A 13,091-nucleotide genomic window follows, 5' to 3' on the forward strand; every position below is an offset into this window, starting at 1 on the left:
CGCCCCGGCTCGGTGGGGGGGCCGGGGCGCGCCGTCGGGCGGAGGATCGGGCCGGGTCAGGCGCCGGAGGTGACGCGGTAGGCGTCGAAGACGCCGTCGACCTTGCGGACCGCGGCCAGCAGGTGACCGAGGTGCTTCGGGTCCGCCATCTCGAAGCTGAACCGGCTCACGGCCACCCGGTCGCGGGTGGTGGTGACCGTCGCGGAGAGAATGTTCACCCGCTCCTCGGAGAGCACCCGGGTCACGTCGGCGAGCAGCTTGTGCCGGTCCAGCGCCTCGACCTGGATGGCGACCAGGAACGTCGACGCCGAGGTGAGCTTCCAACTCACCTCGACCACCCGCTCGGCCTGCGCCCGCAGGTCCTCGGCGTTGGCGCAGTCGTCGCGGTGCACGCTCACCCCGCCGGAGCGGGTGACGAAGCCGAAGACCGAGTCCGGCGGTACCGGCGTGCAGCAGCGCGCCAGCTTGATCCACACGTCGCTGACCCCGCGCACCACCACGCCCGGATCGGCGCTGCTCTGCCGGCTGCGGGGTGGCCGGGTGGCGACGGCGGTCTCGGCGATGTCCTCCGCCGCGCCCTCCTCGCCGCCGTACGCGGCCATCAGCTTCTGCACCACCGACTGGGCGGAGACCTGGCTGTCGCCGACGGCGGCGTAGAGGGATGCCACGTCGGCCAGGTGCAGGTCCCGGGCGATCGCCATCAGCGCGTCGGAGGTGAGCATCCGCTGCAACGGCATGCCCTGCTTGCGCATCGCCTTGACGATCGCGTCCTTGCCGGCCTCGATCGCCTCCTCGCGCCGCTCCTTGTTGAAGTACTGGCGGATCTTCGTGCGGGCGCGCGGGCTCTTGACGAAGCCCAGCCAGTCCTGCGTCGGGCCGGCGGTGTCGGACTTCGAGGTGAAGATCTCGATCACGTCGCCGTTGGAGAGCGTCGACTCCAGCGGCACCAGCTTGCCGTTGACCCGCGCCCCGATGCACTTGTGCCCCACCTCGGTGTGCACCGCGTAGGCGAAGTCCACCGGCGTCGAGCCGGTCGGCAGCGGGATGACGTCACCCTTCGGGGTGAAGACGTACACCTCCTGGCTGGACAGGTCGAAGCGCAGCGCGTCGAGAAACTCGCTCGGGTCGGCCGCCTCCCGCTGCCAGTCCAGCAACTGGCGCAGCCAGGTCATCTCGTCGATGTGGGCGGGCGGGCCGACGATCTGGGTGCCCTTGTGCTCCTTGTACTTCCAGTGTGCGGCGATGCCGAACTCGGCGGTGCGGTGCATCGCGTACGTGCGGATCTGCATCTCCACCGGCTTGCCGGTGGGCCCGATGACCGTCGTGTGCAACGACTGGTACATGTTGAACTTGGGCATCGCGATGTAGTCCTTGAACCGGCCCGGCACCGGCTGCCAGTTGGCGTGGATCACGCCCAGCGCCGCGTAGCAGTCCCGCACCGTGTCGACCAGGATCCGCACCCCGACCAGGTCGTAGATGTCGTTGAAGTCGCGACCCCGCACGATCATCTTCTGGTAGATCGAGTAGAGGTGCTTCGGCCGCCCGGTGGTCTCCGCCTTGATCTTGGCGGCCTTCAGGTCGGTCTGCACCTTCTGGGTGACCTGGCGCAGCAGCGCCTCGCGCTGCGGCTGGTGCTCCCCGATGAGGCGGTTGATCTCCTCGTAGCGCTTCGGGAAGAGCGTGCCGAAGGCCAGGTCCTCCAGCTCCCACTTGATCGTGTTCATACCCAGCCGGTGGGCCAGCGGGGCCAGGATCTCCAGCGTCTCCTTCGCCTTCTGCTCCTGCTTAGGGCGGGGCAGGAAGGTGAGGGTACGCATGTTGTGCAGCCGGTCGGCCAGCTTGATCACCAGCACCCGCGGGTCTTTGGCCATCGCGACGACCATCTTGCGGATCGTCTCGGCCTTGGCCGCGTCGCCCAGCTTGACCTTGTCGAGCTTGGTCACCCCGTCGACCAGCAGCGCCACCTCGCCGCCGAAGTCGGCCCGCATCTGGTCGAGGGTGTATTCCGTGTCCTCGATGGTGTCGTGCAGCAGCGCGGCGACCAGGGTGGTGGTGTCCATGCCCAGGTTGGCCAGGATCGTGGCGACCGCGAGCGGGTGCGTGATGTAGGGGTCGCCGGACTTGCGGTACTGCCCGGAGTGCCAGCGGGCAGCGGTGTCGAAGGCGCGCTGCAGCAGCCGCGCGTCGGCCTTGGGGTGGGCGTCCCGGTGGGTCGAGATCAGCGGCTCCAGCACCTCGCTGACCTGCGAGGACTGCCACGGCGCGTTGAACCGCGCCAGCCGTGCCCGGACCCTGCGGCCGGTGGGGGCGGTGGAGAGCGCGAAACCAGCGCTCGGCACGTGGTCGTCGAGGCCGTCGGTGGGGAAGGGAAGCACGACCCCCTCGGTCGCCGCGCCCGCGCCGCCGGCCGTCGCGGCCGGCTGGTCGGGGCGTACGGGCTCGGCCGGGCCGGCCGCGCCGGGGCCCGCCTCCGGGGCCTGCGCGTCACCGTTCCGTGCGGTCACCGAGCCGTCCGCGTCGCCTGTCGGGTACACCGTGCCCTCCACCGGAGGGGCGACATCGTGGGACACCGGCCTCCTCACCGCTCGCCGGGAAGTCACCGACCGTGCGCCGGCCGGCCTGGTCTCGCGCCGCCCGGACGGGTCCCGCCCGGTCAGCAAAGGGCAATGCTACCCGCACGGACGGTGCCCCGCCGCTCCGCCGGACGGTCCGCACCGCCTCCGCCCGACGGTCGGCGGGTCAAACGGTCAACAGGGCATGCACCGGACGCGGGGCCAGCCGCTCCCGGCCGCCGAGGAAGGCGAGTTCCAGCAGGACGGTGAAGCCGGCGACGGTCCCGCCGGCCCGCTCCACCAGGTCCAGCGTCGCCTCGGCGGTGCCGCCGGTGGCCAGCACGTCGTCGACCACCAGCACCCGGTGCCCGGCCGTGAAGGCGTCCTCGTGCACCTCCAGCGTGGCCTCGCCGTACTCCAGGGCGTAGGAGGCCGAGTAGGCCGGACGGGGCAGCTTGCCGGCCTTGCGCACCGGCACCACGCCGATCCCGGTCGCGTAGGCGATGGCCGCCGCGACCACGAACCCACGCGCCTCGATGCCGACCACGACGTCGAACGAGTCCCGCCCGTGGTACGCGACGATCCCGTCGATCACCTCGCGGAACGCGTCGCCGTCGGCGAACAGCGGCATCAGGTCCTTGAACATGACACCGGGCTTCGGGAAGTCGGGCACGTCGAGCACCCGGCTGGCGACCAGCGCGGCGGCGTCCGGGCCGCTGTCCCCCCGGACCACGGTGCTGTGGGTCTCCGTCACGGCAGTTCCGCTCCCCTTCACGACGACGGCGTCCTGCATGCTGCTCGCACAGCATGAAGGACGCCGTCGGTTCGGTTCCTACCGGGTCTGCCCGGCCCGGCTCAGCGCCGCTTGCCGCCACCCGGCCGGTTGCCACCGCCGCCGGCCGGCCGGCCACCCCGGGCACCGGTCGGGCGCTTCCCGGCCGGTCGGGCGCCCACCCTCGGCGCTGCGCCGGCCAGCGCGGCCGACTCCGGGTCGACCGGCTCGTCGACGGCCTCGGCGGAGCGGGCGGCACCCTTCGGGGTGACCTCGCCGCGGGCGATGGCGCCCCGACGGGCCAGCACCCGCTTGTTGTGCGCCTGGATCCGCGGATCGTAGTTCTTGAGCAGCACCAGCAGCGGCGTGGCCAGCAGGATCGAGGTCAGGAACGCCACCGCCATACCGACGAAGAGCACCAGGCCGAGGTCCTTCAGGGTGCCCGCGCCGAGCAGGCCGGCACCGATGAAGAGCAGACCGCCGACCGGCAGCAGCGCGACCACCGACGTGTTCAGCGACCGCATGAGGCTCTGGTTGATCGCCAGGTTGGCCGCCTCGCCGTACGTCTGGTTGTTGTTCGCGGTGATGCCGCGCGTGTTCTCCTGCACCTTGTCGAAGACCACCACCACGTCGTAGAGCGCGAAGCCCAGGATCGTGAGGAACCCGATGACCGTCGACGGGGTGACCTCGAAGCCGACCAGCGAGTAGATGCCGGCGGTGAGGACCAGGTTCATGATCAGCGAGGAGACGGCCGCGACAGCCATCCGCCACTCGAAGCGCAGGATCAGGTAGATCATCACCACCGCGACGAAGATGACCAGACCCAGCAATGCGCGGGAGGTGACCTGGCTGCCCCACGCCTCGCTGACCTGGTTGCCGCTGATGGCGGCGGCGTCGATGCCGAACTTCTCGGCGATCTCGGCCTTCACGGCGTTGGCCTGCTCGGTGTCGACCTGGGTGGTCCGCACCTCGTAGAAGTCGCCGCCGGTGCCGCCGACCTTCTGCGTGGTGACCACCTCGGCCCCGCCACCGGCCGTGCCGAGGGCCTCCTCGACCTCCAGCTCGGTCTGCTCCAGCGTGCCGACGCTGGCCGGGATCTGGAACGAGTTGCCGCCGGCGAACTCGATGCCGAGGCTGAAGCCGCGCAGCCCGAAGCTGAGCGCCGACAGCAGGACCAGCACGAGCGCGACGCCGAACCAGACCTTGCGCCGGCCGATGATATCGAGGCCGGCCTCGCCGCGGTAGAGGCGGCTAGCGAGACCACTCTTTGCCATCTCAGGCCTCCTTGGCACGCGGGTTGCGGGACGTGGCCGGCTCGGCCGTCCGGGGCGGCAGCGCCCGGCCGAGACCGCTGACCCGCGGGGACAGGAATGCGGAGGTGCGGGCGAACATCGTCATGATCGGGTGCCGGAAGAGGAAGACCACGACCAGGTCCAGCACCGTGGCCAGCCCGAGGGCGAAGGCGAAGCCCTTCACCGCGCCGACCGAGACCACGTAGAGCACCACCGCCGACATCAGCGTGATCGCGTTGGCCGAGATGATCGTCCGGCGGGCCCGGATCCAGGCGCGCGGCACCGCGCTGCGCGGACTGCGCCCCTCCCGGATCTCGTCCTTGAGCCGCTCGAAGTAGATGACGAACGAGTCCGCCGCCACACCGAGCGAGACGATCATGCCGGCGATGCCGGCGAGGGTGAGGGTGAAGCCGATCTGCCGGCCGAGCACCACCAGGGCGCCGAAGACCAGCAGCGCCGAGAGGACCAGGCTCAGGAAGATGACCGAGCCGAGCAGGCGGTAGTAGAAGAACGAGTAGATGATGACCAGCGCCATACCGATGCCCGCCGCGAGCAGACCGGCCCGCAGGTGGCTGGCGCCCAGGGTGGCGGTGACGTTCTGCGACTCCTGTGCGTCGAAGGTGACCGGCAGCGCGCCGTAGCGGAGGTTGCCGGCCAGCTCGCTGGCGTCGCGCTGGGTGAAGTTGCCGGTGATCTGCGAGTTGCCCGTCAGCACGCCCTGGATCTCGGGCGAGGAGACGATCTCGTTGTCCAGCACGACCGCGACGCGGCACTTGCCGTCCTGGCCGAGGGCGGTGGCGTCGCAGGCCTGACCCTCGTTGTTGAACGCCTCGCGGGTCAGGTTGGTCCACTTGTCCTGGCCGGGGCCGCTGAAGTCGAGGCTGACCACCCACTGGCTGGTCTGGTCCAGCACCGCGTCGGCGTCCTCGACGTCGGTGCCGAGCACCTTCGCCTGGTCGAGCAGGTACTTCGCGGCACCGTCCTCGCAGGCCACCACCTGCTGGTCGGGGGCGGAGATGGAGGCCGGCGGGCGCTTGTCGAGCTGGGCGCAGCCGATCTGCGGCACGTTGAACTGCATCGTCGCCGGCAGCACCGCGACCTCGCGCGGGTCGAGACCCGCGAACGGCTTGAGCTTCTCCGCCAGGGACGGGTCGGCTGTCAGGTCGGCCGGGGCCTTGAGGCCGCTCGCGGCGGCCCAGGCGGCGGCGCCGACCTTCTGCTCGACGGCCTTGCGCTGCTCCTCGACGCTCTGCGGCACCGGCGCGCCGCTGGCGCTCGGCGTCGGGGTGGCGGCGCCGGCCGAGGGGGTGGCGCTCGGCGCGGCCGACGCGCTGGCGCTCGGGGCCGGGGCCATGCCGCCCTGACCACCGCTCGGCGACGCGGTCGCCTTCGGCGCGGCGCTGCCGGACGGGGCGGCGCTGCCCGAGGGCTTCGCGCTGCCCGACGGGGCCGGAGCCGCGCTGCCGGAGGGGGCCGGGGTGGCGGCGGGCGGCGGGGCGGCGGCCGCGCCGCTGCCGTCGGCGGCCCTGAGCACCTTGCGGAAGCGCAGCTCGGCGGCGCTGCCCACCTCGGTGATGTCGCGGTTCTCGCCGGGCAGGGAGATCACGATGTTGCGGTTGCCCTCGGTGACCACCTCGGCCTCGGCGACGCCGAAGGCGTTGACGCGGCTCTCGATGATCCGGCGGGCCTCTTCGAGGTTCTCCGCCGTGGGGGCCCGGCCGTCGACGGTGTTGGTCGCCTCCAGCGTCAGCCGGGTGCCGCCGACGAGGTCCAGGCCGAGCTTGGGCTCGAGCCTGTCCTTCAAGCCGCCGCTGGCGCCGCCCGCGAAGAACACCAAAAGATAGAGGACGACGAAGATGAGCCCGAGCACGGCCAGTTGCCGTCCCGGCCGCATCTGTCCCTGAGGTGGTGCCACGGCTGTCCTGTCTCCCTGTACGGTCGCGCCGCTGGTGCGGCGGGTGTCGGCCGGTCCGGCCGGCGGTTCCGACGGGCCGGCGTCGGAGGCCGGCATCCGGCTCCGAGGCTCGACGCGGGGGCGCCGAGCGGAACGGGACGAGCCGACTTCCGGCGTCGGGCCCAACTATCCAGTTTTCACGTCGCCTCCGCTGCCCCGTTCGGGGGAAGTCGTCACCGGAGTCCGGCGACCACCACCCCGCGCGGGGCGGGAGCGACCGTCACTCCTTGACGACGTCCGCGTCCTCAATGACCGCCTCGTCGGCCGGGCGCTCCGCCTGGCTGACGACCCGGGCGATGGCCGGACGGGCGTACCGGGTCTGCACACCGGGCGCGACCTCGAGCAGGACGGTGTCGTCGTCCACGCCGGTGACCGTGCCGTAGAGCCCACCGATGGTGACCACCTCGTCGCCGGGGGCGAGAGCGGACTGCATGGACTCCGCCTCACGGCGGCGCTTCTGCTGTGGGCGGATCATCATGAAGTACATGACGCCGAAGAGCAGAGCGATCATGAGGATCGGCGTCAGGCTGCCGGCACCCCCGCCGCCCTCTGCTGCGTAAAGCACGGTGAAAGACCTTCCCATTGGCCGCCGTCCCGGCGCGGGCGCGTCGGAGCGGAGGCGGATTCTCACGTCCTGTACAGACCGGCGCGAGTCTAATCCCTGCACCTGGGAACGCCGAATGCGGCACAGATCACGTTCACATCACGGCTGATCGGCATCCACGGAGAACAGATCGGGCGCGGGAGGGGTATCCGCGCCAAATGTACCATTCGGGGGCGTACGGCCCAGGTGCCGCCAGGCGGCCTCGGTGGCGACCCGGCCGCGCGGCGTCCGGGCCAGCAGACCGGCCCGGACCAGGAACGGCTCGCAGACCTCCTCCACCGTGTCCGGCTGCTCACCCACCGCCACGGCCAGCGTGGACAGGCCGACCGGCCCGCCCCGGAAGGATTCGACCAGCGCGGTCAGCACCGCCCGGTCCAGCCGGTCCAGACCCAGCGCGTCGACGTCGTACACCGTGAGGGCGGCCCGGGCGGTCTCCAGGGTGACCACCCCGTCGGCCCGGACCTCCGCGAAGTCGCGGACCCGGCGCAGCAGGCGGTTGGCGATCCGGGGCGTGCCCCGGGAGCGGCCGGCGACCTCGGCGGCGCCCTCGTCGGTGATCGGCACCCCGAGGATCCGGGCCGAACGACGCAGCAGCACCTCCAGATCGGCCGGCGAGTAGAAGTCGAGGTGCGCGACGAAGCCGAACCGGTCGCGCATCGGCCCGGTGAGCAGGCCGGAGCGGGTGGTCGCGCCGACCAGGGTGAACGGCTCGACGTCCAGCGGGATCGCCGTCGCGCCCGGGCCCTTGCCGACGATCACGTCGACCCGGAAGTCCTCCATCGCGCTGTAGAGCAGTTCCTCGGCCGGCTTGGCGATCCGGTGGATCTCGTCGATGAAGAGCACGTCGCCCTCGGCGAGGCTGGTCAGGATGGCCGCCAGGTCGCCCGAACGCTCGATCGCCGGGCCGCTGGTCACCCGGATGCCCGAGCCCAGCTCGGCCGCGACGATGTTGGCCAGGGTCGTCTTACCCAAGCCAGGCGGCCCCGAGAGGAGGATGTGGTCGGGCGGAGAGCCGCGCCGCATCGCGCCCTGGAGCAGCAGGTCCAACTGGTCGCGGACCCGGTGCTGGGCGATGAACTCCTCCAGCCGCTTCGGCCGGACGGTGGCCTCCGCGTCCAGGTCGGCGTCGTGCACGTAGGCGGAGACCAGCCCGCCGTCGGGCCCCGTCACCGGGTGCGGCCCAGCAGCCGGATGGCCTGCTTGAGCAGGACCGGCACCGGCGGGACCTCACCGTCGACGCTCTCCGCCACCGCGGCCACCGCCTGGTCGGCCTGCCCGGCCGTCCAGCCGAGCCCGACCAGCGCCTGCCGGACCTGCTCGGGCCAGGCCCCGCCGGTGACCCCGGCCGCGCCGTCGGCGCCGACCGGCACCGGGCCGACGCGGTCGCGCAGCTCCAGGACCAGGCGCTCCGCGCCCTTCTTGCCGATGCCGGGCACCCGGGTCAGCGCGGCGGTGTCGGCGTTGGCGATCGCCTTGCGCACCGCGTCGGGGGTGTGTACGGCGAGCACGGCCTGGGCCAGCCGGGGGCCGACGCCGCTGGCGGTCTGGAGCAGCTCGAACAGCTGCTTGGCGTCGTCGTCGGCGAAGCCGTAGAGGGTGAGCGAGTCCTCCCGGACGACCAGGCTGGTGGCCAGCCGGGCGGGCTGACCGACCCGCAGGTCGGCGAGGGTGCCCGGGGCGCACTGCACCGCCAGGCCCACCCCGCCGACCTCCACCACGGCGTGGTCCGGACCGGTCGCGGTCACCACCCCGCGCACGCTGGCGATCATCTGGCTCCTCCTCGTCGTACCCGGTCGGCCGCGGCGGCCAGCTTGGAGCGCGTCCCGCCGCGCCACACGTGACAGATGGCCAGCGCCAGGGCGTCGGCGGCGTCGGCCGGCTTCGGCGGCTCGGCCAGCCGCAGCAGCCGGGTGACCATGGCGGTCATCTGCGCCTTGTCGGCCTGACCGGAACCGGTCACGGCCGCCTTCACCTCGCTGGGCGTGTAGGTCTGCACGGGCAGCCCGGCGCGGGCACCGGCGAGCACGGCGATCCCGCTGGCCTGGGCGGTGCCCATCACGGTGCGGACGTTGTGCTGGCTGAAGACCCGCTCGACGGCGACGCTGTCGGGCCGGTGCTCGGCCACCAGGTCGGTGAGCGAGCGGTCCAGGTGCAGCAGGCGCAGCGCCAGATCGTCGCCCGGATCGGTGTAGACGACGTAGTAGGCGACCAGCGTGCAGGGCCGCCCCGGCACGCCCTCGACCACGCCGACCCCGCACCGGGTCAGCCCCGGGTCGACGCCCAGCACCCGCACGCCGCCTCCTCCCCCAGCCGCCAGCAGTACGTGTGTTCGACACCCTACCGAGCCGGGCGACACCCCGCCGCCGGGGACACGCCGGGCTTGCCGACACGCCGGCCGGGGCGCGCGGCGACCACACACTCCGGCCGTTGAGTATGTGTCGCCGGCCCATGTGCGCCCGGACACACAGCTCGTAACTTCATGCGCCATGACGGCAGAACCCGTGGCGGTCCCCCACGTCGTACACGTCGACCTCGCTGGTCGTACCGCCTTGGTGACCGGGGGCGGAAGCGGCATCGGCCGGGCCTGCGCCCTGCGGCTGGCCGCCGCCGGCGCCGAGGTGCTGGTGGTGGACCGCAACATCGAGGCGGCCAAGGCGGTGGCGGCCGAGGCCGGCGGACGGGCCGAGGGCGTGGACCTGGCCGACCCGGACGCGGTGGACCGGCTCGACGCCGACGTGGACATCGTGGTGAACAACGCCGGCCTGCAGCACGTGGCGCCGGTGCAGGAGTTCTCCCCGGAACGCTTCGCCCACCTGCACCGGGTGATGGTGGAGGCGCCGTTCCTCATCATCCGCCGGGCGCTGCCGCACATGTACGCCAGGGGCTGGGGGCGGATCGTGAACATCTCCTCGGTGCACGGGCTGCGCGCCTCGCCGTACAAGTCGGCGTACGTCTCCGCCAAGCACGCGCTGGAGGGGCTGTCGAAGGTGGTCGCGCTGGAGGGCGCCGCGCACGGCGTCACCGCCAACTGCATCAACCCGGCGTACGTGCGCACGGCGCTGGTGGAGAGCCAGATCGCCGACCAGGCCGCCAGCCACGGCATCCCCGAGAGCGAGGTGGTCGAGAAGATCATGCTCGCCCGGGCGGCGATCAAGCGGCTGATCGAGCCGGAGGAGGTGTCCGAACTCGTGGCCTACCTCTGCTCCTCGCCGGCGGCGTTCATCACGGGCGCGTCCATCGCGCTCGACGGGGGCTGGACGGCGAACTAGTGGCAAGCCGCACAATGTCGGTCATGTCGTCACCGGTGGAGTTCCTGGAGCTGCTCGCCCGCGAGGCCGCCGCGGTGGAGTTCGAGGGGCCGCTCGTCGCCGCGCGCGCCGCCGGGTTGCCGCCCGAGCGGCTCGCCGAGCTGGAGCAGGCCAAGACGGTGGCGCTGCGGGTCCGCGCGCTGCTGGAACGCCGCCGCCGCCGGGAGGTCGAGCTCTCCGGGCTGTACGACACGGTCAGCGACCTGGCCGGGCTGCGCGACCTGGACGACGTGCTGCGCGCGATCGTGCACCGGGCGCGCAACCTGCTCGGCGCGGACGTCGCCTACATGACCCTCGACGACGACGAGCGCGGCGACACGTACATGCGGGTCACCGACGGGTCGGTCTCCGCCCGCTTCCAGCAGCTGCGGCTGCCGATGGGCGCCGGCCTCGGCGGCCTGGTGGCCCAGTCCGGCGCCCCGTACGTCACCGCGAACTACCCGGAGGACGACCGCTTCCACCACACCGGTGAGATCGACGCCGGCGTGGGCGAGGAGGGGCTGGTGGCCATCCTCGGGGTCCCGCTGCGGCTCGGCTCCACCTCGATCGGGGTCCTCTACGCGGCCAACCGCTCGGCCCGGCCGTTCGTCCGGGAGGAGGTCGCGCTGCTGGTCTCCCTCGCCGCGCACGCGGCGGTGGCGATCGACACCGCGCGGCTGCTCGCCGAGACGCGAGCGGCGCTGGAGGAGCTGTCGTTCGCGAACACCACCATCCGGGCGCACAGCAGCTCCGTGGAGCGGGCCGCGGCGGCACACGACCGGATGACGGCGCTGGTGCTGCGCGGCGGCGGCGTGGAGGACGTCGCCGCGGCGGTCACCGACGTGCTGGGCGGGGCGCTGCTGGCGCTCGACGCGGAGGGTCGGCTGCTGGCCCGGGTCGGCGAGATCGAGGAGCCGGACCGGGCGGACATGGTGGAGGCGGTGGCCGCCTCGCGTACGGAGGGCCGCAGCGTGCGCCGGGGCCGGCTCTGGTACGCCGCCGTGGTGGCCGGGGCGGAGAACATGGGCGCGCTGGTGCTGCGCCCCGACGACGAGCTGGTCGACGCCGACCAGCGGATCCTGGAGCGGGCGGCGCTGGTGACGGCGCTGCTGCTGCTGTTCCGGCGTACCGTCGCCGAGGCGGAGGGGCGGGTCCGGGGCGAACTGCTCGACGACCTGATCGCCCGGCCGCTGCGGGACACGGACGCGCTGCGCAGCCGGGCCCGCCGGCTCGGGGTGGACCTGGACGCCCCGCACGTGCTGGTGGCGGTCGGCGACGACGCGATCGCCGCGACCGGCTCGGCCCGGCAGCGGGTGCTCTCCTGGGCCACCACGTACGCCTCGACCCGGGGCGGGCTGGCGGCGGCCCGCGACGGGCGGGTGGTGCTGATGCTGCCGGGCCGGGACGCGGGCGGCAGCGCCCGGGCGGTGGCCCGGGACCTGTCCCGGGTGACCGACCGGCCGGTGACCGCCGGGGCGAGCGGCCCGTCGACGGGGCCGGCGTCGCTGGCGGTGACGTTCGCCGAGGCGGAGCGGTGCCTGACCGCGCTCGGCGCGCTGGGCCGCTCGGGGCAGGGGGCGAGCACCGCCGAGCTGGGCTTCGTCGGGCTGCTGCTGGGCGCGGTTGGCGACGGGGGCGACAAGGACGTGAACCGGTTCCTGACCGCCACCGTCGGGCCGGTCGTCGACTACGACGCCCGGCGGGGCACCGCGCTGGTGAAGACCCTGGAGGCGTACTTCGGGGTGGGTGGCAGCCTGGCCCGGGCCGCCGAGCTGCTGCACGTGCACGTCAACACGGTCACCCAGCGGCTGGAGCGGGTCGGGCAACTGCTCGGCGCGGACTGGCAGAAGCCGGAGCGGGCGCTGGAGGTGCAGCTGGCCCTGCGCCTGCACCGCCTGCGTACGCCGGCCGCCTGACCGCCCGCAGCCTGACCGCCCGCAGCCTGACCGCCCACAGCCTGGCCGCCCACTCCCTGACCCCCACCACCGGCCGCCTGGCCGTCCGCCGCCGGGCGCCTGGCCGCTCGCCGTCGGGCGGCGGGGGCGTCAGCGGGCGCGGATGCCGTCCAGCACGCCGTCGACGATGCGCTGCGGCAGCGTCGCCTCGTCGAGGTCGGGGTGCCAGCGCAGGACGCGCTGCACCAGCATCGGGCCGGTCAGCATCGCCATGACCACCTCGACGTCGAGATCCGCGCGGAGCTCGCCGGCGCGCATCCCGCGCCGCAGCACCTCGCGCATCATCTCCCGCCGGGGCTCGATGATGTTCTGGTAGAGCTGGTACCGCTCGGGGCTGCGGTTGACCTCCGGCACCAGGCAGGGCATGATCCGCGCCGCCCGCGGGTCGATGTGGTGACCGACCGCGCCCACCAGCAGGATCAGGTCGTCGCGGACCGAGTGGCCGGCGGGCTCGGGCGGGGTGCCCTTGAGCGTGCGCAGGGCGTCGCGCAGCAGCGCGTCCTTGCCGGGCCAGCGGCGGTAGATGGTGGCCTTGCCGACCCCGGCGCGGGCGGCGATCGCCTCGATCGAGATCGCCTCGATCGTGCTGCCGTCGGCGAGCAGGTCGAGGGTGGCCTCGACGATCGCCTCGTCCGCGCGGACGCTCCTCGGCCGCCCGGGCGGCCGAGGAGATCG

11 protein-coding genes are annotated in these 13,091 nt (G+C 73.1%); 2 read left to right on the forward strand and 9 right to left on the reverse strand.

The window, feature by feature from the left end; genetic code table 11:
- Positions 1–56 precede the first annotated feature (56 nt).
- From ACSNN9_RS24910 to ruvC, 8 genes are all read right to left on the reverse strand, one after another.
- On the reverse strand, positions 57–2,570 hold the full coding sequence (locus tag ACSNN9_RS24910) for a RelA/SpoT family protein (protein WP_436675649.1): 2,514 nt from the start codon (positions 2,568–2,570) through the stop codon (positions 57–59).
- A 169-nt stretch (positions 2,571–2,739) separates the two neighbouring features.
- Positions 2,740–3,306 carry an adenine phosphoribosyltransferase gene (locus ACSNN9_RS24915; RefSeq protein ID WP_436675650.1) on the reverse strand — a complete coding sequence of 189 codons (567 nt, stop codon included), beginning with the start codon at positions 3,304–3,306 and terminating at the stop codon, positions 2,740–2,742.
- 101 nt (positions 3,307–3,407) lie between these two features.
- Positions 3,408–4,598, reverse strand: a complete 1,191-nt coding sequence (secF, locus tag ACSNN9_RS24920; RefSeq protein ID WP_436675651.1) for a protein translocase subunit SecF — start codon at positions 4,596–4,598, stop codon at positions 3,408–3,410.
- Between the two features lies 1 nt (position 4,599).
- Positions 4,600–6,531: a protein translocase subunit SecD gene (secD, locus tag ACSNN9_RS24925; RefSeq protein WP_436675652.1), complete on the reverse strand. Its 1,932-nt coding sequence runs from the start codon at positions 6,529–6,531 to the stop codon at positions 4,600–4,602.
- Between the two features lie 259 nt (positions 6,532–6,790).
- A complete protein-coding gene (gene yajC, locus ACSNN9_RS24930; RefSeq protein ID WP_436675653.1) occupies positions 6,791–7,135 on the reverse strand; it encodes a preprotein translocase subunit YajC in 345 nt (114 codons plus the stop codon).
- A gap of 138 nt (positions 7,136–7,273) precedes the next feature.
- Positions 7,274–8,344, reverse strand: a complete 1,071-nt coding sequence (gene ruvB / locus ACSNN9_RS24935) for a Holliday junction branch migration DNA helicase RuvB (RefSeq protein WP_436675654.1) — start codon at positions 8,342–8,344, stop codon at positions 7,274–7,276.
- Entirely contained in the window at positions 8,341–8,943 is a 603-nt protein-coding gene (gene ruvA, locus ACSNN9_RS24940) for a Holliday junction branch migration protein RuvA (RefSeq protein ID WP_436675655.1), read from the reverse strand. Before ruvA ends, ruvB begins: the two co-directional genes overlap by 4 nt.
- Complete coding sequence (gene ruvC / locus ACSNN9_RS24945) at positions 8,940–9,467, reverse strand: crossover junction endodeoxyribonuclease RuvC (RefSeq protein ID WP_436675656.1); 528 nt, start codon at positions 9,465–9,467, stop codon at positions 8,940–8,942. Before ruvC ends, ruvA begins: the two co-directional genes overlap by 4 nt.
- Positions 9,468–9,660: 193 nt before the next feature.
- Between ruvC and ACSNN9_RS24950 the strand changes: the two genes are divergently transcribed.
- Positions 9,661–10,443 carry a 3-hydroxybutyrate dehydrogenase gene (locus ACSNN9_RS24950; protein WP_436675657.1) on the forward strand — a complete coding sequence of 261 codons (783 nt, stop codon included), beginning with the start codon at positions 9,661–9,663 and terminating at the stop codon, positions 10,441–10,443.
- A gap of 14 nt (positions 10,444–10,457) precedes the next feature.
- Entirely contained in the window at positions 10,458–12,377 is a 1,920-nt protein-coding gene (locus ACSNN9_RS24955; protein ID WP_436675658.1) for a helix-turn-helix domain-containing protein, read from the forward strand.
- A gap of 129 nt (positions 12,378–12,506) precedes the next feature.
- Here the strand turns inward: ACSNN9_RS24955 and ACSNN9_RS24960 are convergent.
- On the reverse strand, positions 12,507–13,091 hold a 585-nt coding region (locus ACSNN9_RS24960; protein ID WP_436675659.1), incomplete at its 5' end, for a TetR/AcrR family transcriptional regulator.

It is taken from the genome of Micromonospora sp. URMC 107, assembly GCF_051386315.1.
Classification (GTDB): domain Bacteria; phylum Actinomycetota; class Actinomycetes; order Mycobacteriales; family Micromonosporaceae; genus Micromonospora.

Excerpts from the sequence above, each read along its gene's own strand:
- secF (WP_436675651.1), bottom strand. The coding sequence starts at position 4,598 with ATGGCAAAGAGTGGTCTCGCTAGCCGCCTCTACCGCGGCGAGGCCGGC.
- ruvA (WP_436675655.1), bottom strand. The coding sequence starts at position 8,943 with ATGATCGCCAGCGTGCGCGGGGTGGTGACCGCGACCGGTCCGGACCAC.
- ACSNN9_RS24950 (WP_436675657.1), top strand. The coding sequence starts at position 9,661 with ATGACGGCAGAACCCGTGGCGGTCCCCCACGTCGTACACGTCGACCTC.
- ACSNN9_RS24955 (WP_436675658.1), top strand. The coding sequence starts at position 10,458 with ATGTCGGTCATGTCGTCACCGGTGGAGTTCCTGGAGCTGCTCGCCCGC.